Genomic DNA, 21,655 nt, shown 5'->3' on the forward strand with positions numbered 1-21,655 from the left:
CTTTCCGGGCCTCACACGCTCGCTTTGTACGATAATTCGTACAAATCCACTCCTCTTCAGGCCTCACACGCTCGCTTTGTACGATAAATCGTACAAATCCAACCCTTTCCGGGCATCATTCGCTCACTTTGTACGATAATTCGTACAAACCTGCCACGCCACCCCTCAGGCTCTCCGGAGCTCTCCGCATTTCCGTCAATCGACAGAGACAACCTCGCTCTCATATGAGCGCTATTTGTTCTCCTTATTCCGCCACAATCCATCCGACCTCATGCTCCTCCAGCGTCTGCTGCCAGCCGCGCGGCATCGGCACTTCGCATATGACCATATTGATCTGCCGCCATTCGGCCGTGCGGTAGAGATGGGACTGTCCGATCTTGCTGCTGTCCGTCATCACGATCGTCTGCTTGGACTGCTCGATCATTCGGCTCACCAATTGTCCCCGCTCCGCATCGAAGGAATTGATGCAGCCGTTCAAGACGATGCCGTCTACCGATACGAACGCCTTGTCAGCGTTGAACAGCGCCAGCATCCGCTCGGCTACCAGGCCCGATACGCGGGACTGCGCGGCATTCACTTTGCCGCCGATGAAGTAGATGTCTCCGGAGAACAGCTCCTTGTTCTTGTATTCCATTAGAAGATGCAACGCGGCAATGGAAATCGTAAGCACAGTAAGATTCTTCTTGTTCATTAAATAATGGATCATCTGCATCGGTGTCGTGCCGTCATCGATGAAGATGACATCGTAATCCTCTACAAGCTCCGCAGCTGCTTTCCCAATGCGGCGCTTCTCTTCCATATAAAGCACTTCCCGCTTCATATACGTCGGCTCTTCGTTGTCGAGATTGATCTTGATGGCCCCTCCGTATACCCGCTTCAGCCGGTTGTCTGCCTCCAGCTCTTCCAAATATCTGCGAATGGTCTCCGAGGAGACACTCAGATGCTTTACCAGCTCCAGCGTCTTCACTTGGCCTTCTGCATTCAATTGCTCCAGAATATACGCTTTCCGTTCTTCACCTGCTAAAGACAATAGTCCGGCCCCTTTACGTCATAATGATTACTTCATTATAACGTTAACAATTGGGACAAGCTACTGCTTTTCGCAGGCTGCATCACTGTTACGTGCCCCATATCCCAATTGCGATAATGCCCGCGGTAATAAGTCCCGCGAAGGATACACGTCTAATCCCGTCCGCTTCCTTCAGCAGCCAGATGCCGAAGAGCGTTCCGACCACCGTGCTAATTTCCCGGATTGGCGCAAGCTGCGAGACGGTTCCGAGCGTCATGGCGAACAGGAACAGAATATAGGAGCCGGGAGCCAGGAAGGTGCCGATCAGAATTTTTCCCCATTGGCGCTTCCATGCAGCTCCGATCTCACGGGAGGTCAGAGCGCTGCGAAGCAGCATAAGAGAGAAACCGACATTGGACAACGCGATGAGGGACAGTGGCGATATATGCTGAAGCAGCATTTTATCCGTAAGTGTGTAGCATGTAATGGATGCGCCGACGCCAAGAATAGGCCAGTATGACGTGAAAAAACTGCGCCACGGCAGCCGCCAAAGCCCCCCGATAGCGAATAAGCCAATAACGATCGCCGATACGCCCAGCCAGCCAATAAGCGTCAGTCGCTCGCCGAACAGCCATACTCCCAGAATAGGGACGAGCAGCGCTGCAATCCCCCTCATGATGGGATACGCCTGCGACATATCCGCACGCTCGTACGCCTTCGGCAAAAAGAACGCATAACTCATCTGAAAGAGGAAGGTCATGGCCATGAACAGATAACCTTGAAGCGGCACACCTTGCCAGATGTCATGAATGAGGAATGGCAGAAACAAAACAATGCCGCAAACATGGATGAGCCACAAAAACACATTTTTGTTGCTGCTGGACTTCGTATACAAATTCCACACGGCATGCGTAACACCGGAGCTAAGCACCAAAATAACAGCTATTGCGATGATAAACACCTCACTCTAAAAATCAAATATAAACCACATAAAACAACACGATTTATAATAAATAAAGTTGTTTTGTTATGAGTTTATACCTGGATCGACTTTACGTCAACGTATTTCTTTACAAAGTCTTAATAAAAGTGTCCGGGTAGGGGCTCTTTCTGCGCTACAGCCTATGCGCCATGACTTGCAACCTCGTATTCGCACACTTTGCGTGTTCCAACCTATACACTCCGCCTTGCAGCAACGACTCGCGCGCTCCCCCTCCGGCAATCAACAAACTGCCCGCAAATAAAAAAACCGAGTCTAAAGGAATATATCCCCTAGCCCGGCTGTCCCTGTAGGTTTCAACGATTTGTTCACTTAATAATATTGCTCATTTTTATATCAAGGAATATCTCTAGCAGGTGGCGGTGCACTAACGTGAATATTAATTGTATAAGGTTCAATACGTTCGGTATCAACATTGTCTCCGAAGACACTGAAGGTTAAACGACTTTCATCCTCAGCCCGCCATATTATAGAATCACTCGGATATTGCAGTGGATTGAAGTCATCTTCACTCCTAGTAAAACTTTTGAATTCGGAATCCAGAGCACTTTTCACTTTTTCAACGGTCGCTAAATATTTATCTTTATCCTCAAATGTTGCCCAATATTCACCTGATACAAGCATATTAGGTTCGTCGGTGAAATTGTACAAAATTGTCTCCACATTTAGTTCCACTTCTTTAAAAGTTATTTTTTGTGGGTGCTTGATCACATTAGGCCGAACTTCTAAACCATCATTTTGCTTTATATTCTCATGATTTAACATTTCTTCTTTACTTACAAACCAATCTATGCCCCGAAATTCAAACGTTTCTCCATTGTAAAGTGTATCTACAAGTTTCTCAGCTGAAACCTGTTTATTATTTACCTCATTGATAACTATACTTGCAACAATCACACTAATAATCACTATCCCTGCTATTAAAAGAAACTTTCTTTTATTTTTGGTATCCTTCATTGAATAAATTCGCGTTTTCATTTCCATGTTCCCTCCTTTTCGTTTCTTAGTTGTTTCATTATGTTTCTTATAAGTTCATTCTACACCCCATTTTTTCCAACATCAACCATTTATGCAAAGAAACAATGATTTCATTTGATCTGTTGGCAAAGCTGAAATTTTCGAAATGACTCGCAAAACCAAAAAGCCGAGACTGGAGGAATATATCCTCTAGCCCGGCTGTCCCTGTATCCCTGTATCCCTGTATCCCTGTATCCCTGTATCCCTGAATCCCTGTATCTGTATCCCTGTATTCCTGTATCCCTATGTCCCCGTATGACTTATTGCAGCGGAATGCGGTATTCCGACTCCATCTCGATAATATGCTCGCCCTGATTGTATACCCAGCAGAAGTGGAACCTGTCGCCCTCATAACCCGTCCGCTGGCGAATGTCCGGCACAATGACCGCCGACAGGTTATCGCGTATCGCAGCCTCCAGCTCCCGCAACCGCGTCAAAGTCGCCGCTGCCGCCTGCTGCGCCTGCTCCCCTTCAAGCGTTTGCTCGTAATAGAGCAGCGCCAGTTCCTCTTCGGACAACCCATCCTGAAGCGGATAACCCGAACCGCGGAACACTTCCTTCACCGTCTTGATCCAGTCCTCTATCAAATCCATCTTCACATCAAACATCAAAGACCTACCTCCTATAGCCTGATCCTGCAAGCGAAACCCTGTTCCCAACCATTTTGCCCCCCGAAAAGTGAAATGTCAATTGTATGGCCGAACACGGATCGCAAAACAAAAGCCCTCGCATGTAGAGAGTCCGGAGGTTGGTTCATCCACTCTATTGCCCCTGGTTTTGTGCATCCTTCGTCCCACCGCCGTCCGCTAATTTCGAATGAATCCCCCGATATTGACCAGGCGACAATCGAACGACTTTTTTGAACACTCTGATGAACGATGTCACATTGGAATAGCCCAGTTTATCCGATATTTCCTGAACCGTTGCGTCCGATTCAAGCAATAATTTTTTGGCGTAATCCAGGCGCAGACCGATTAGAAAATCGCTGAAATTCTGCCCCATACTTTCTTTGAATAGCTGGCTAATATACTTCGGACTAATCTGAAAACGGTCGCTTAGAAGAGTCAGCGAGAGATCCAGATTCATATAATACTCCGCAACATAATCGCGAATCTCATGCATCAACGCATTATGACGCCGACTCTGCGAGAGCCCCTCCATCTCTAAGAAAAGCCGGTTCAATATGTCCAGCAGGCGGCCCTCAAGCTGACTCAGCGTATCCGATTGCTCAACCGCATTGATCAATTTTGGCTTGAACTCTTCCTGCCAAAGGCGAACCGCCTCCGGCATTGAACTCTCCAGTTCGTATTCCAAATGAAACATAAAGTTATGCAACAAACGATCGACATCGTCCCTTTGAAAATAATGCGATGCCATTTCATGAATCAGCTTTTTCATTTCATTTGACCATCCGGGTTCCATCATGCGCAGCTGTCGTACGATATTTCGAATAGTCTCCAAATAGGAGAACCATTCGGCTTCGGCATCCCGTTTCCCGTTCGTCTCGGCGGCATCGATAATTTGATTCATGCCGAGAGACATTTTACGGCTAATGGCCACGGCCGCCTCCTCAAAGGATTGGCTAATGGATGTTTCATCATCGGCTGCCGTACCGATTCCAATCGTAACCGTGAAAGCAAGATGTTCCTCTACCCATACCCTTATTTGCTCGGAAAGCTGCAGCATGCGATGCTCCATAGATTCCTTGTCGGTATCATGCAATAGAATAACCATCTGGTTTTTGGATACCCACTCCGCAACAATACCCAGTTCATTCTGGTCGGCAATCTCCGACGCGACACTGCTAACGATAAATTTGAATAGCGATTGATCGTTCGGATTATATTTCATGCCAAACTGCACATAGTTGTCGAGCTCAAGAAGGGCTACCATGAAATGACGGGACTCCATCCATCCGAAATGCTGCCTTTCCTGCTTCCACGCCTCAAGATCGTCTTCGAATTCTCCTCTCAGCAACATTTGAAGAAACTGTTGTCTTCGAATGACCAAATGTCCTTGCTGTTGCTCCTGAAACATCATATTTCTTGTGATGAGCCGTTCAATCGCTTGATCAATGAAAGCGAACTCGTTGAGTTTACCTTTTGAAGCGTTTTTCGTCGTCTGAGAGGAAAATCGCTCGATCCGGTGCATGATGGACTGAATCGGCTTATAGCTTTTACGTATCACATAGAAGGTTAAACCAATCGCTAACACGATGGCTCCAAGGGCTAACATTATCCACACCAAGCCGCCATGAAAGAGGAAATCGAATAATTTTCCGCCTTTCATGCTCATTCGGTACGTCCACCCCGTATAGTCTGACACAATATCGGCACTTAACCGCTTACTGGCTATTGATGAACCTTTTTCTTCGAAAAATGGACGTCCTTCCGTATCGTAAAGATTGAAGTCGGCCATTGTTCTGTCCATCATTTGTCCGATGAATCGTTGGAAGGATGAAAGCTTGACATTAACAACCAAGTAGCCCAGGCTTCCGGAATCCTTCGGAACTTTTACGCCCAGGGATATGACCTGCGACGCGGCTTTCGAGCCGAGCAACTCATTTTCTTGCTGTCGCGGGGAAGTCCATACGCCTGAATATGGCTTCTGCAGCGCTTCACTGAGAAAGTGACGGTCAGGAAATTGCTCTAATGGGCGTATCGTGCTCTGATCAAGCACTCTCCCATCTAGCGCTCGATATAGATAAATGGAGTCAATCATGCTATAGCGAATCATCAGACCGCTTAATAGATTGGATATCTCGAAATCCTGCGCCTGATCCGAAGGGGAGTCAAGATATGTCTCCAGCCCCCCTCCGCTTTCCGTGATGTCTCGAACGTCCAACGCGATTCTTTTCAGCGTATTATCCACAATATTGGCTATATAATCGGCCGTCAATCGATTGGCATGTATGGCATTGCGAACATTCAATTCATTAATAATAGATGAAAAAATAAAAATAATGATACTCACTGTAACAAATAATATAGGAAGATAGGAGAGAAGCATTCTTTTCATGTAGTTATTGTTTTTCATCGCTATTCCTCTCCTTGTTTATGCGTAAATAGGGACAACCCCCTGGAATAGATGGGGTTGTCCTTGTGTTTTAGTTCATTTCCCGATAAGCGGCTCTGCGTTCGTCAATGACAGCTTGCCCGCCTAGCTTGAGTAACTCCTGAATGCCAGATTCATAGATTTTATCGAATTCTTCGGCATTTTTGGCCAAAACGCTCATGACCAAAATTTCCTGAAGTTTATCCTGAAGCACCTTGTTATATTTAATATCGGCCTCGATCGGCCGTTCGAAATGCGGTGGCGTATACCCGTCCTTCGAGCCGTTAATCATCGATTGCTTCGCCAATTCTTTGTACTCCGGGAACGAGAGGGCAACCGCCTCGAGATTCTTCTCTTGAGATCCGAAGTCTTTCCCATTAATGACAAGGGCGATATCCGCATTATTATAGAACGTTTTCTTGGCTTCGTCAGTCGTAATCGCCACAGGGAAGCCGTCTTGAATTGTATGATGCATGCCTTCTATTCCATTTGTCAAGGTGAACAGCACCTCCGGCTGCGACATCCAATCCAAATATTTGATGGCTTCGGCCGCATGCTTGCTGGTCTTGGGGATCATAACTTGAATGCCGATCGGTTCGTAAATGCGTTTCGGCGTTTGGCCAGCTTCATTCGTAAACGGATCAATCGCCATATATTCGGCCCCTGGAACATTCCCTTTCATCGCATCGAACACGTTGCCTGCCTGCATCAAGGCGGGATGGGCGGCCAATGCCGTAAAGGCGCCGACAAGGCCATTCGCTACATTGCTTTCGAATTGTTTGCCGTCTTTGTCGAGTGCAAAATCCGGACTGACCAATCCTTCCTGATTCCATTTGTTCAAATATTGAACACCTTCTTTAAAACCAGGCTTCATTACGTCAACGCCTCCTGTTAACGCATGAAAATCCTCATCCGACATCTCTTTCAAAAAGGATCTAATCATGACCAGAGGAGTTGTAAGCGCTGTACCGTTAAAGGCGCTAAATGCATATGGAATAACTTTGCCGCCCGTATTGCCCGGATCTTTCTCCTTAAATGCTTTCAGCACATCATAAAACTCTTCTGTTGTCTTAGGAGCCTCAAGCCCCAACTTGTCCAGCCAATCCTTTCGGATATAGGTGGATTGTGTATACCTCAGCGTGCGTTTGGCAGGAATCGTATATTGCTCGCCATTGAATACACCGTAACTAAGAACCTCATCTCCCAGAAACTTCTTCAAGTTCGGACCGTATTGATCAATCAACGAGCTAAGCTCCGTCAGACCTCCGTCCTTCACGTAATTATAGATGGTGTTCTTGTCATACGTAAATACAATATCGGGTGCATCTCCAGTCGACATGAGCACATTAAGCTTATCTACCTCTTGATTTCGCGGAACCGGTACAAATTCCATTTTGATATTGTTAGGATCGCCAAAATTTTTCTGAATCCATTGCGTCCAGTAATTATCGGTAACCGGACCGGCGCCGGCAGGAGCATTCCCCCGATCAAACACCTCTACTTTCAGCGTGACAGGGTCCTTGCTTGAATTGACGCCTTTGCCATTAGAGGAAGGCTGGGCCGCATTCCCGCCGTTATTGCCGGAGCAAGCAGTCAACAAGCTCGCAAGCAGCGTCGTCATCAACATCAGCAGTACCCATTTTTTGTAAAACCCTTTCATCCTTCAATCTCCCCTTTATTGTTGTATGGACTTTTTATATGTGTATCACTCCCGAAATGACGGAAGGATTACCCTTATCCTTGAGCTGTTATGACTATTCCGTTGTAAAGCAACCCTTAATGGCTGTTATCCTTCTAAAACCGTTATTTGATGTACCGCTGCCGTAACACTTCACGTTTATTGTTATCTTGCCAAGCAAGTTTGTTGACACATCAAGGCTGTTCATGGATGATGTCCCGCTTCCCGATATCACCGAGCTGAATGCAACGACAGCATCACCGATTCCAACCTCTATTTCGTTTACAACGTGTCCGTCGAGTGAGCTCTGGTGCTCAAATTCCATTGTGCCGTGGGCTCCTGTTATCTCTATGAATACGTTGTATGAGTTTCCAGTTGTGATGTTTGCACTGTTCTCTATAGTCAATATGTACGGCTTTCTTTTCTCATCAATAGTCAGAGTTTTTGACAGCATGGTCGTGGCTGTCGCAGAGTGATTACCGTTTATAGCTAAGGTCCCCACGGCAGAACCAAGCAGGCCCCCAACGACGAAATCTTGATTTTTGATAGACTTTGTTGCAATTATTTTTGAGAACTGGTCTTGCGGTGTTCCGTATGTTACGCCTTTGAATTTTGTCCTTTGCCCTTGATCGTGAATAAGACCTGAGTTCCTTGCCGGGAAATTAACCCCGCCAACACTGTTGTCATTACCGTATATGTTGATTTGGTCGGAGTTGGTCGGGATGCTTGAATCCCAAAACGAGCAGGCTATATCGCTCATTCTACCAACTATGTTAAGAAGCTTGTACTCTGCAACCCGTGTAGGCTGATGCTGAAAAATGTAGTTGTTTGCCGCTATTTCTTCCTTTGGCGGCCTGACATTTTGCTGACCGTTTGAATAATACTCATCCACCATTCTCCTGGTGCCGGCGGCGTTTATTTTTATCGTGTTTGATGTCACGTAGCTATTTCCATTCTCAGCGCCAGAGTAGGCTGTGTTATCACACATAACCTTGCATGCCGTATCCATTTTGGACAGCGATATGTCTGCTTCGATACCGCTAATGATCGCCCTTCTGTTGCTCGTCGCGACACCGCTTAATACGAGACAGCTTCCGCCTATGGTATCGCTTACAACTCTAGCTTTAATTTCTGTCTCAAATTCTGCAACATACCATCTATCATTCAGCGTTCCGTCGATAAAGAAGAGGTCTGGGGACGCGCCGATAATTTCCACATGTCCATGAAAATCGCTATTAGGATGTGGTTTTACTTTTGTCGCTCCGTCTGTAACCAGGAGGTTTGCATGCAATGAAACGAACGGCAGTATCTCTATCTCCCCGGAAATAGCAAGCTTTTCCCTCGAATAGAGAGCTCTCTTGCTCGAATTTGATATGGCGTTTTCGTAGGTGATCGCCAATGACAGGTTTGGCCTGTTATTTGCAACATTGCCCCCGCACCCCCATCCGGATAAATCTCCATTTGCTCTTTTATGAATTGCCGTTTTCGGTAAAAACTCAAAAGGCTTCGAAACACCGCTTACCGTAACGTCATAACCAGCGTAATTGTTGGAAGATATATGGGTTACTGCTCTTGAGGCTGATGGGAAATCGCCACTCGGTTCCCACAGATAGGCAGCGGTAATATCGCCTCCGACATCAAGCCATAAAGCATCTACTCCAGCCGGAATGCTCGTTGATTGGGGACCAAGCTGCAGCACCTCCTTGTGAAAGGTGCAGCCCGTGTACCAATCGAATTGCGTCGCCATTTGCGCATTTTTGGTTTCATCCATCTTGTCGGCATAATCCTTCTCCTCTTTCTGAGCGTAAACATGTACGCCTGATGGCAGCTGGCTGGTGACGGCTGCACCTGCCAGAATGCCGAGAGAGGCCACAAAGCGTCTGCGGCTCATAAAACCGGATGAAGCCCCATTGTTGTCCGTTGTCTTTGGATCGAACAGCCCTTTTTTATCCACAATAAATCCTCCTTTTTTTTGCTCTTTTATGGACTTTTTCTATGTTTATCACTCCCGAGTTGGCGGAAGGATCAACCGTTACCCTTTGACGGCTCCAATCATAATACCGGATACGAAGTAACGCTGCAGCCAAGGATATACAATCAAAATCGGCGTAGTTGCAAACATAATGCTTGCCGCCTTCAGCCCTTCGGGAACGACATTCGTTTGCATTGCCCCTTCTTGAGCTGTCAGGTCCGTCACCATACTGTTCATCACAATTTGGTATAGCTTTAATTGAATCGGATACAACTCCGGGTTTGTGATATAGAAGAGGGCATCCATATACCCGTTCCATCTCGATACCGCATAGAATAGACTTAGAGTAGCCAGTACCGGCAGTGACAGCGGCAACACAATGCGTATCAACGTATTGATGTGGGAACTGCCGTCCAAGTAAGCCGACTCTTCAAGACTCGATGGGATCGACATAAAGAAGGTTCTGAGAATGATCAAATTAAATGCGCTTATCATCCCCGGCACGATTAGCGCCAATAAATTGTCCAGAAGTCCAAGCTCTTTCACAAGCAAGTAATCCGGAATCAAGCCGCCGCTGAAAAACATGGTGAATACGATAAGCAGCATAAAAAACGATCTGCCCTTTAACCCTTCTTTCGTTAACGGATACGCCGCGCAAATACTCATAATCATACTGATGATGGTGTAGGCCAACGTCAAGCCAATGGTCAAGCCCATGGACTTTAACATTCTTGCATCTTGAAACACAATTTCATAGGCGTTGAAGTCCCATCCTCGCGGGAAGATCGTCACCGCATTGGAGATGATAGCCTGCTTCGAGCTTAAAGATATCGAAATAATATGCATAAACGGCAACAAGCATATAAGTAAAGCGATCGTGATCACCGCCATAATGACGATATCCCATATCCGGACCTTTTGCATCTTTCGTTCTACTTGGTTAGTCATTTTTCAACCTCCTACCAAAGCCCTTGTTCGCCAAATCGCTTCGCTATTGTATTAGCTAATACAACGAAGAAGAGACCTATAAGCGCTTGGAATAATCCCATTGCTGTCGCCAGTGAAAATTGTGCCGACTGTAAACCTACTTTATAGACGAACGTACTGATGACTTCCGCATAGTCCATGACGAGAGGATTGCTCATCACATAGGGTCGCTCAAAGCCAATGGTCATAATATGTCCGAGCTGCATAATCAGCATGACGACAACCGTGGAGCGAATGCCCGGCAACGTAATGTGCCACATTTTTTTCAATCGTCCCGCTCCATCTACCTCAGCGGCCTCATAAAGATCCTTGTTGATCCCTGTAAGAGCCGCCAAGTAAATAATCGTCCCCCAGCCGGCGCTTTGCCAGATTCCCGTCCCCAAGTATACGAGCACCCAGTAATTTTTATCTGTCAGAAACGGAATGGATTCAAAACCAATCGCGTTCACGACATAATTAACAAGTCCTGTATTTGTGGAAAACATTTGATAGACGAGTCCGCCGATAATGATCCAGGAAATGAAGTGCGGCAAATACAGAACGGTTTGAGAAATCTTTTTAAACCAGACAACCCGAAGCTCATGCAACAAAAGCGCGAGTACGATGGGCGCAGGGAAGGCAAACACGAGATCGAGCAAATTCAGCAGCAATGTATTTCTGATCACCTCGTAAAACTGACTCATGGCGAACAGTTGACGGAAATTATCGAAGCCAACCCATTCGCTGCCCGTTACGCCCCGGAAAATGCTATAGTCTTGCAAAGCGATGGCAACCCCGTACATAGGTCCATATTTAAATAAAATAAAAAAGGCGATCGGAAGCGCCAGCAGCATGTACAACTGATAATCCTTCCGTAAAACGCCCGACCTTCGATTCGTGCCAAACGTTTGTCTTCCCGGCAATTGACTGCTTCTTAATTTTTCGTTCATGTTCATCCCTTCTCTCTGTTGTCATGCGATTCGCCCCACTCTTCTTCCCTTCCCGAATGGGCCGGTTCAAGTTGATAACCACAATATACCGGGCAGGCGAATCTTGCACAATAGACACTTTTCAGGGTGCTATCCCATTTCCGAAACCGTTGATAGGACTGGGTTCTTGAGCTGGAGCATGTCAAAAAGCCATTGATTCATCACATATTAAAGCTGCAGAAATAACAAAAGAAGCCCCTGCACTTAACTGCTTTCACTTCATTGAAAGCAGTTATTTATGCAAAGACTTCTTGTATTCTCTGATTAGCTGCATTTATTTATAGTCTTTCTTCATAAGGACAATCCGTGCTTCATCCGATGACATCCGTTTACCCCATACAGCTCAATGATCCCAATGCGCAAATGATTATGTTCATCTGCAAAAGTAAAAATGATTTTGCGGCTGTCAGGACTGAAGGAAGGGTGCGGGTGGCCGGGATGGCGGTTCCAGCGATTTACACGACAAAGCATGCGAGACTTGCGCGTCATCAGATCAATTAGTACAATCTCGCAGCCTCTTCCTTCATTCAGCAAAGTATCCGCGACGACATATCGGCCGTCAGGGCTTGGACATGCATGCCAATAGCGGCAATCGCCATTAATAGGCTCAGCCAATGCACCATCGCGGCTTACGCGATAGATGCCCGTCGGCGCTAGCGGACTATGCGGGTATTTTATAAAATAAAGCCACTCGCCATCATAAGACCACATCTCATGACCGACATATTCGCCACACTCGCCGCTTGACAGCTTCCTCTGCATATAGAGATTGCAAGCTTCTCCTGTATCCACATCTACAGACCAGATGCGGTCAACGATATGCTCGGTGCCGCCCTCATGGGCATAAAACAGTTGGTCCGCATACACAGGGTTGATCATCGCATGATTGGCGATAGGATGCGGCTCGAGAAAGTCGGGCTGTATAACCGTCTTCACCTCTCCTGTTGCGGCATCTATCGTACCGACCGCATATTTTCCCGCTTCCTCCCAATAGACGCCCAATCGCTTGCCGTCATTCGTAATCGACAGCGGCTCAAGAAATGTGCAGCCTTTCGGATGCTTTGCGATAAGCCGTCGCTCACCTGTTTTCATATCCAGAGCTAGTAGCTCGGTCCCCATACTGTAGTAAAATACATCATCCGCCGTAACTAATCCGCTAAAGCATAGCATAGCTTCCTGCAGCACTCGGGCAGAGCCATCAACCGTATCGATCTCCATCATTGTACCAATCATTGTTGCAGGATCCACATCAACCGCTGCAACTATATGGCGGCTATCTGCACGCCAGGACACAACCGTAAAATAAGAATGTGCCGTATGACTGCCGCTCTGTCCAATTCCTTTATACGTAAGCCCCGTCTCAGGGTCGGTTATCTCACTTATTTCCAGCACGCCCCGCATCCCCCTAAGAAAAAGTAAAGCTATCTCTCCGCAGTGCATAACTACAGAAGAGATAGCTGCTGTCCATTTATTTTTGAATCGTCACTTTGGAAAGCACTTCATTATCGAAGTTTTGGGCAGCCTCATCAAGCAATGCCTTAACATCAGCCTTCTCATTCGTGAATACTTCTTGCATCACATTCGTAATCGCTCCGTAAAACTCTTGTCCGTTGTATGCTGGCTCTGGAATACCAACCATGGCTTCGATTACTTTTGGATCCAGCTTATATACATTGTCCGGGTATTCATCGAGCAGAGCCTCGAACTTTTTGCCGAATTCTGAATCCGCCTTGTAATAGTACGCGGCACTTCCGTATGCTTTAATTTGCCCCTTCGCCTTACGATCCTCAAGCACGGTTTTCAACACATCGATCTCACTGTCTTTAAACATATCAAAAGTGATGAAGTCGAACGCAGCTTGCTGAACTTCCATCGACTCTTGCGGATTTACGATCATATAGTTTCCTCCCAGAACGCCTACATGAGCTCCGCCTTTTTCCATTGAAGGCATAGGAAGAATCATAAGATCATTTTTGTCCATGCCGCCATTATTAACAGCATCCTCGATTTGACCGCTTTCACCCAGCACAATTGCTGCCCGGCCTTGCTTGAACAGATTGTAGACGTCACCGTAGTTTAATGCCCAGTTTTGCGGCAAAGCATTGCCTTCCCATCTAAGCTTTCTCATAAACTCCATCGCTTTTACGCCTGCTTCGGAGTTGAATGCGGAAACAACCTTATCGCCTTGCACCTCTTGCGCAGCGCCGCCGGCTTGATACAGGAAGTTCGTCCAGTTCCAGCCGCCTTCGTTGCCTTTGGCCATAATAGCAAAGCCGGCGATTCCTTTTGCCGGATCGGCAGTTGCTTTAGCCGCTTCATAGAACTCATTCCAAGTCCAATCCAAGGAAGGAATAGGCACATTTTTCTCTTCAAACAGCTTTTTATTAATAATAATAGACGAAATATAAGCATTTTTTGGAACTGCATATAATTTCCCGTCCACAGTAAACTGCGAGGTAAGCTTTTCATTAAAATCATCTGCAAACTCATAATTTTTCAGGAAAGGCGTCAAATCTGCCGCCCACTCATGACCAACTAGCGTACCGCCTTCTGTAGCCGGCACATAAAATCCGGATGGCGCTTGATGAGCAGCCATTTTGATTCCGATCTCGTCGGACTTATACCACCAATCGTTTTTAACCATTTTGACATGCGGATATTTTTCACCAAAGCGTTTCATTTTGTCCTCGTAAACCGGAATTTCGACTACATTATCCGACTTTGGAAACTGGACCGTAAGCGTGATTTCGCTATTTTCTTTTTCCGCATCCGGTGACGGGCTCACGGAAGCCGGCGTCTCTTGCCCGCTTTTGCCGTTTGTTCCCTTGCCATCATTTCCGCCGCATGCCGACATCAACATCATCGTTGCGATAATCGCCAGCATTCCGACTACTTTCAAATTCTTTTTCATTGTTTTTCCCCTTCCCATTACTGAAAACTTTGCTGCAAATCAAGCATACTCCCATCCACTTTTGACCGCGATGATCTATTCATAGATTGTGATGATCAATTCTCCGAGGTTAGCCTTTTATACCGGACAGATTCAAGCCATGCATAATATTTTTCTGGAAAATCAAAAAGAAAATCAGCGGCGGAATCATAATGATTGTCAATACGCTAAACTTAATATTCCATGGAATAATGCTGGACTCAATAATGTTGCGGTAAACCATGGAAGCAATCGGATATTTATCCTGAGTAGTTAGCACTAGCGAAGGCCAATACCAATCATTCCAAGTCGATGTGAATGCAAAAATAAGCAGCGTTGAAAATACAGGAATGGACAGCGGAATCGCCATTTGGAAGAAGCAGCGAACCTCAGAGGCCCCATCGATCCGCGCCGCATCGAACAGTTCCTTATGAATACCGTCAAAAAAGCTTTTGAGCAGCATAATATTAAATGCATTCGCTGCCGCAGGAAGCCAAAACGCCCAGTAAGAATCAATCAGTCCCAAGCTTTTCAAATTCAAGAAATTGGGTATTAAATAGGTTGCGCTTGGAATCATCAACGTACTCATAAAAAATAGAATAAAGCCCTTGCGAACTGGCAGCTTCATCTGAGACAAGCTAAAGGAGGCCAGACCAATAATAATTAAAGAAAAGACCGCATTCCCTGCAAACAGCAGAAATGTATTGGCAAAGCCCTTTGCTAAATTCACATATTGCAGCCCTTCCTTATAATTGCTCCATTCCAACTGCTGCGGCAAAAAACTGGGCGGGAATGTGAAAATCTCCTCCTTCGTTTTAAAAGAAGAAAAGATGGTCGTTCCAAACGGATACAGCATCGTAACTGCCAACGCTGCCAGTGCAAGCAGCATGATAGAATAGCCAATCCAAACACTTTTCTTTTTATAGTCAAAGGATGACAGAATGCTCCGTTCCTCTATTCTCATGCTTGCTTGCTCCTTCCTTGAATGCTATACATGACGATCGACAGGGACGCCAATACAATGAACATAAGCACGCCCATCGCAGAAGCTCTGCCATAATTCAAATTCGTGAATGCCTCATTAATGATTTGATACATATACGTCAGCGTTGTGTTGTTGGGTCCGCCGCCCGTTAACGCCATATGCGTCAGGAAGCCTTGCGACGTTCCGATCAGCTGCAAAATAAATAACAAAATATAAAGGTGGCGAATGCCTGGAATCGTAATGTATCGAATGCGCTGCAGCACACCGGCGCCATCCATTTCGGCCGCCTCGTACAAGTCTTTCGGAATGCTTACAATCCCTGCCAAATAAATGAGGGCAGCTGTACCGAAAGACTGCCATGTCTCCGCAATAACAATCGATATCATCGCCATACTCTTGTCCGTTAGCCACATAATCTGCTGACTGCCGAACCATGACATCATCTGATTGGCCGGTCCAAGCGGATCATACAGCCATTGCCACATTCCGTATAATACAACAGCCGGCACAATATTGGGCAAATATACAATTAAGCGCATCGCCCCTTTAAACCATCTCAGCTCCGACACCGCAATAGAAACGATGCTCGGCACCCAAAAACCGATAAGAATACATAAAAGCATATAATAAAGTGTATTAAGAACGGATTTGGCAAGCACGCTGCTTGCAAAAATATCACGATAGTTATCAAGGCCAACAAAGCTGTTGCCTTTCACAAAATCAACATTCATAAAGCTGAAAAAGATTCCTTTTACAATCGGTGTCCACAAAAATATGCAAAACACAGCTATCGCCGGCAGTAAAAAAGCAAGCCCCCAGCCGTAGTCTTTCATTTTTCTGCACCATGGATTAGCGGCTAGCTGTGAAGTTGGAGCTTCAATCTGCCTTAGCATAGCAACCGCCCCCTTCCTTCATTGCTGTTCCAATTGACGGCAAAATTACTGTCAAAACTTGATTCGCTTCATTTGATTGCTGTTCGCTCATCGTCATCACTCCCTCTTTCAGTATAAAAGGGCGAGGCTTCGTTCCCCATGACGGCTCCTCCGCATTTTGTGATTAATCCTCTGCATCTCCACGTAAAAGAAAGAAGACGACCCTGTATCCTTATTTGAGGACGTAATGTTTCTTCGAGAAATCTAGGAATTTACGTAGTGAAGGCCAGCGCTGCGGGGTGTGTTAAGTCCCGAGTCCGGCCTTCGCTTCGTGTTAATGTATCTCATGTTCTCTCAGCGCTTTTTTTACCATCATTCTATGGCGATGCACGGGATTGACGATTGCGTAATTGGCAATCCGACGATTGTTTCCCTCATGGATTTACCGGATTTGGATGCTGCCTTTCCAATCGGCGCCGAGCATTTCGAATACGGGCTCGCCGCTTGTGTCCGTACCGTTCCATATGAGCATCGAGATGGCATTCGGCGACGATTCGCCCATAATTCGCACAGTGTAGCTTTCACCGCCGGAAATCGCCGTGCCTTGCAAGAAGGTGCGTCCTTCCACTGCGACCATCCAATCTGCGTTAAACGTCCAGTCTATTCCCTGCGGCGTGGCATGAATGCGAAACCGGTCAGGCCCGATATTCATATGAACCTTCTTCGCTTTATTCCCGAATAAGGAAGCATCCCCGTCGAGATCGAAGTGGCCATTCAGCCGGATCGAGCCTGCCTGTGAATCATTAACCGCAATATAGGATTTCGCCTCGGATGCAAAATAATAATCACCCGGATGCAATTTCATTCTCGCTTCGTATAGCCCCGCTGCCAAACTCAGCTCTATGGCGGCGACTCCTTTCTCATTCGTCAGGTATATGCCGGACGTTGCTTCTGCCTCAACCGGTATTGCCGTTCCGTCCGGTTGGATCGCGTACAATTCAAGCGCAACCTCACCTCCGCTCACCGGCTGTCCGCCCGCATCCTTCACTGCCGCTTCCAGCTCAATTGCCTCACCTGAAGCTCCTGATGCATCGCCAAGCTCCAAAACCGTGCTGCTATACAGCTCGAACGATACGCTTTTGCTAATCTGCTGCTCGTATACACTCTCAGTCCATACCTCAAACGTATGACTGCCCCTCTGAATCACTTCCGTGCCAGCCATCCACGGTTCGCTATCCAACTCCATTCGCGCAATCTGCCAATTGCCGGATTCGTCCACAAGATTGACCTCGGGCGTCACTCCGTCCCGATAGCTTTCGCCTTCTGCGATACCGCTGATCTGGATGACTGGCTCATATGCCTGCAAAATCCATTGCATGGACCGGAACAAGCTTGGCTTTTTCTCAAGCCCGATACCGGATGCCCACTCGATCCAGCCCTTCCTGCCACTGCCGTCATTGTCATTGACAAGCAATGAGAAATGGATGCCGTCAGGCTGATTGTACTTCATCGGGGCCAGCTCGGACCATGGCAGCGCCAGCTCGTAAATCGTCAGCTTTTGCTCCTCATCGCGTGTAATTTGCAATTGTCCATTCGACACCGGGCCTCTTGCAGCCCCTGTTGGAGCATTCCAGCGATAAATTTGCGGTCCTTTAGCTGTATCGGAAATGCCGTATTCATACCATTCCGATGCGCTGCCCGGCACGCCTTGCGCTATGGCAAATTGAATACTGTCGTTTTTCCATATATCTGCCCCTTCAGCCTGGTAAGCATGCACATCGTCCACCACTTTTGCAGACAAATAAAAATGATCACGGTCGAAATGGAGCCAGAATTGTCCATCCAGATCTACTTTCCCTTTATAATCCGTCATCTGGACTGTACCTTGAGACAGATGGATCGTAGGCACGCTCTCCTCTATGCCTTCATCTAGCTTGCCATCAACGGCAACGGTTTCAATATGGATAGGATTAAAATCAAACTTACCTTCGTATTCAAATGGCTCCGCCTGCTCGAAATTAACCTTTATTTGTACAGGATAGCTTTCCTCCCTGTTCAAAGCGGCTACTCCAATTTTTATAATAGCGGTGCCATCCGATTGAACCAGAACATGATCTGTCTGCATCCCCTGCTGATTTCCCAGCTGCCATTCAATCCCATTGATGACCAGCTCATTTTGCTTGGAGAAATTTTTAATATGCAGCGCAATCGCCTTTTGTTCCAAATCTTTGCTTTCCAAAGCAGGATAAACCTTCACCTCATAGGGATGAAGCGATTGTACTACATATTGCAGCTTGCCTATTCTTCTGCCCTCATCCTGCAGGTAGCCTGTCAGCACCCGCGAACCCGTTTTTGAAATCGCAGCTTGCTGCAGCGGCTGTTCAGTCTGCTGCCCTTCTTCCGCCTCCAGCTCATACTTCTTTCCTTCAAATTCAAAGCTTACTTTAGCCGGAACAGCGCCATTATTGTTCATTTGCAGCGTTAAGTGAACCGCTTCTCCAGCAACAACTGGCTCGCCATAAATTGAAAACATAGACGACTTGACCATACTCTTAACCTCGCCTTTGATATAATGCGGCTCTCCGGATAAGGTTAGAAATACTTTCCCTTGATATGGCGAATACGTTTTAGAATTTCCCATCATATCCGTAATTTGAATCGGAGTATCCGTTTCAATGGCTGTCTGAAGCGGCTCATTGGACCACACGACTCGAAGCTGCTCACCGGACTTTTCAAATTTGTAGCTAAAAATATCCGACCCTGCATATTCCTGCTCCACAAAATCTGCACCGATCAGTTCTCTTGTCATAGTCGCATAGGAGGCATAGGACGGCTTGGGAGTAAACGCTCCTTTTTCATCTTCCCGATTGCGGAGCAAGCCTAGGTGATGCTCATAATAATCCTCTTGCATGCCGTCATTCATCAGGTCATACCAAAAAACCTTTTCCACGCCTTCCCCAAGCGCTTGCACATACGTGCGAACGACATAATTCGCTTGCGTGTTTTCTGGAATGCCTATACTTGCTTTAGTCGGCCAGCCGATTTCTGTATACCAAATCGGTTTTTCCTGTCCATTATTGTATTTGCGCATAAGCTCCTGCACACTGCGCACAGCTTGAACCATCCCGTCCGGCGGACGCTGGCTCTGATAAGGATGGATCGACACTGCATCCATATAGTCCAATCCGCCCAGCTTGAATACTTCTTCAATCCAGTCCAAAGGCGTTCCTGCTGTCGCCATACCCACTACCGTCACATCCGGACGGGCAGCTTTAATTTTCTCGTAAGTCGTTTTAAGCATTTCATAATAGCTGTCCGGACGAGAGCCGGCAAGCCCGTTGCCTCTGGAGCCAAAGCTGCCGTTAAATTCATTGTATACCTCTATAGCTTCAATCTGATTGCCATACAAATCCAACAACGCAACTCCATAATTGGCAAAGCCTGCACGCCCTTCATTCGTATAAGGCGTGCTGTTCTGATCATAGAAAGGATTCGTATAATTCAAAATAATAAATGGATTTAAATCATCCTCTAGCGTTCGCTTCATAAACGCATCCCGATTGGCAGGCTTGCGATATTTCCCCTTCTCATATTCCAGCGACTCCCACGTAATCTCATCACGGAAGCTTTTTGCTCCTGCGCGCCGGATCAGCTTGCTCAGCTCTGTGCTCCAGCCTTCCTTCACCCATGCCAGATGCGTCGATATTCCAAAAGGCGAATCGTCCACCAAAGTGGGATCTTCCGCAGACAAACGCGCTAAAGATACTTCTGCTTCAGCAATCATCTGTCCATCCTTTTCAGCATCGATAGTCACTGTATAGTAACCGTAGCTTTGCAAAGGAATCGTCAAATTTAACAAATGTTCTTGAACAGGCTCGCTGCCCTCTAGCACCTTCTGCTCCAAATGATCGTATACGCTCCAATTCACAGTTGAGCCCTGCGTTGCTATTTGCAAAGCAACCGGCTCATTTTCCAGAAAAATATTGCCGAGCTGCGTTTGTTGAACAGTCAAATTCGGGAATTCAGACGTCATCTCAACCTGATCAATCCAAATGTCTCCGCTGAGCTTGCCACTCACAAAGCTGGACTGGTCCATTAACACCTCGACCCGCTGCACGGGATCATGCCACTTCTGATCATTCGCCCCGCCAAATGAAAAGTAACCCTTGCCGCCATTGAATTTCAAAATTTCCACCTTAGACCATTGTCCATTTGGCGTAAGAGGAACCTTCTGCTGATGTACCTGGCCTGAGCCATCTTTAATACGCAGTGTTACCCACTGAGCATCCGAGGTTTTGGTCCAAAACTCCAGCTTCTTCATAGAAACCGGCGGCAGGTTACTTCCCAGCGAAAGATATTTGCCGCCATTGCTGAAATCTCCGGATAGCTTGCCGGAGTAGACGCCTGATATAACCTCGGCAGAATCGCGAATAAAGTCGCCATTGGCACCCGGAAACTCCATGCCAAAGGCAAGCTCCCACAAATCAAACGTATTTTCAAAGCTGCCGACTTCCGTCTTCCACAGCTCTTGCTGCGGTTCTGCCATAGCCTTAATATCATCAATCCAAACGGTACCGCTAGTTTTCCCGCCTGTTAACCGTGATTTTTCCAATAGAAACTCAATTCGGTCAGCAGGCCCGTTCCATACACCCGGCGTACCCGAACCAAAGGACAAATAGCCCAATCCGCGGTCAAATGCGGTTACTTCAACCTTCTGCCAATCCTCCGAAGCTTGCAGTACAATCGTCTGCTGGTGAACTTGCCCCTTGGCATCCTTTAAGCGAATCGTAATTTTATTGATATCCGATGTTTTGATTTGAAAGGACAAGCTCTTCATATCTATCGGAAGAAAGCCTCGGGAAAGCACAACAAAGCTCCCTCCTGCTCCAAAGCTGCCGGAAAGCTTGCCGGAAAATGCACCTTCGTATGACTCGATTTCATCTCGGACAAAACTGCCTTGAGCGCCTGTTCCATCGCCAAGTCCAAACTGCCAAACCTCCTCTTCCGTTTCAAACCCGCTGATTTGTACCTCTTCCAGCTGTTCTGCTGCGTATGCCCGGAATGTTGCAGCATCCATGAGAGGATTTATAAGCACGGTACAAAGCAGCACTACGGCCAGTACAAGAGATAGCTGTTTTTTCACTGCCAAAACACTCACTCCTTCATCAGTTTATCATTGCCGGC

At 46.8% G+C, this 21,655-nt stretch carries 14 protein-coding genes; all 14 read right to left on the reverse strand.

The features are described 5' to 3' along the window. Positions 1-244 precede the first annotated feature (244 nt). The 14 genes from M6D81_RS03665 to M6D81_RS03730 all read right to left on the reverse strand — a co-directional run bounded on the left by M6D81_RS03665 (position 245) and on the right by M6D81_RS03730 (position 21,614). Positions 245-1,030 (reverse strand): DeoR/GlpR family DNA-binding transcription regulator, encoded by a 786-nt coding sequence (locus M6D81_RS03665; protein WP_262675458.1) that lies wholly within the window; start codon positions 1,028-1,030, stop codon positions 245-247. Positions 1,031-1,118: 88 nt separating this feature from the next. Beyond that, positions 1,119-1,970: an SMR family transporter gene (locus M6D81_RS03670; RefSeq protein WP_262675459.1), complete on the reverse strand. Its 852-nt coding sequence runs from the start codon at positions 1,968-1,970 to the stop codon at positions 1,119-1,121. 375 nt (positions 1,971-2,345) lie between these two features. Next, positions 2,346-2,993: a hypothetical protein gene (locus M6D81_RS03675; protein ID WP_262675460.1), complete on the reverse strand. Its 648-nt coding sequence runs from the start codon at positions 2,991-2,993 to the stop codon at positions 2,346-2,348. 293 nt (positions 2,994-3,286) lie between these two features. Continuing rightward, entirely contained in the window at positions 3,287-3,634 is a 348-nt protein-coding gene (locus tag M6D81_RS03680) for a hypothetical protein (protein ID WP_262675461.1), read from the reverse strand. A gap of 154 nt (positions 3,635-3,788) precedes the next feature. Next, a complete protein-coding gene (locus tag M6D81_RS03685; RefSeq protein WP_262675462.1) occupies positions 3,789-6,062 on the reverse strand; it encodes a helix-turn-helix domain-containing protein in 2,274 nt (757 codons plus the stop codon). Positions 6,063-6,132: 70 nt separating this feature from the next. Further along, a complete protein-coding gene (locus M6D81_RS03690) occupies positions 6,133-7,740 on the reverse strand; it encodes an extracellular solute-binding protein (protein WP_262675463.1) in 1,608 nt (535 codons plus the stop codon). A 94-nt stretch (positions 7,741-7,834) separates the two neighbouring features. Next, complete coding sequence (locus M6D81_RS03695; protein WP_262675464.1) at positions 7,835-9,712, reverse strand: hypothetical protein; 1,878 nt, start codon at positions 9,710-9,712, stop codon at positions 7,835-7,837. Positions 9,713-9,790: 78 nt separating this feature from the next. Continuing rightward, entirely contained in the window at positions 9,791-10,678 is an 888-nt protein-coding gene (locus tag M6D81_RS03700; protein WP_262675465.1) for a carbohydrate ABC transporter permease, read from the reverse strand. A gap of 11 nt (positions 10,679-10,689) precedes the next feature. Beyond that, entirely contained in the window at positions 10,690-11,646 is a 957-nt protein-coding gene (locus tag M6D81_RS03705) for an ABC transporter permease (protein WP_262675466.1), read from the reverse strand. Between the two features lie 330 nt (positions 11,647-11,976). Then, positions 11,977-13,077: a TolB family protein gene (locus M6D81_RS03710; RefSeq protein WP_262675467.1), complete on the reverse strand. Its 1,101-nt coding sequence runs from the start codon at positions 13,075-13,077 to the stop codon at positions 11,977-11,979. A 76-nt stretch (positions 13,078-13,153) separates the two neighbouring features. Next, positions 13,154-14,596, reverse strand: a complete 1,443-nt coding sequence (locus tag M6D81_RS03715; protein ID WP_262675468.1) for an ABC transporter substrate-binding protein — start codon at positions 14,594-14,596, stop codon at positions 13,154-13,156. 109 nt (positions 14,597-14,705) lie between these two features. After that, complete coding sequence (locus M6D81_RS03720) at positions 14,706-15,578, reverse strand: carbohydrate ABC transporter permease (RefSeq protein WP_262675469.1); 873 nt, start codon at positions 15,576-15,578, stop codon at positions 14,706-14,708. Beyond that, a complete protein-coding gene (locus M6D81_RS03725; protein ID WP_262675470.1) occupies positions 15,575-16,492 on the reverse strand; it encodes a carbohydrate ABC transporter permease in 918 nt (305 codons plus the stop codon). The genes M6D81_RS03720 and M6D81_RS03725 overlap by 4 nt, the downstream gene beginning before the upstream one ends. A 421-nt stretch (positions 16,493-16,913) precedes the next feature. Further along, on the reverse strand, positions 16,914-21,614 hold the full coding sequence (locus M6D81_RS03730; protein ID WP_262675574.1) for a sugar-binding protein: 4,701 nt from the start codon (positions 21,612-21,614) through the stop codon (positions 16,914-16,916). Positions 21,615-21,655 lie beyond the last annotated feature (41 nt).

Origin of the sequence: Paenibacillus sp. J5C2022 (genome assembly GCF_025567625.1) — a bacterium.
Lineage (GTDB): Bacteria > Bacillota > Bacilli > Paenibacillales > Paenibacillaceae > Pristimantibacillus.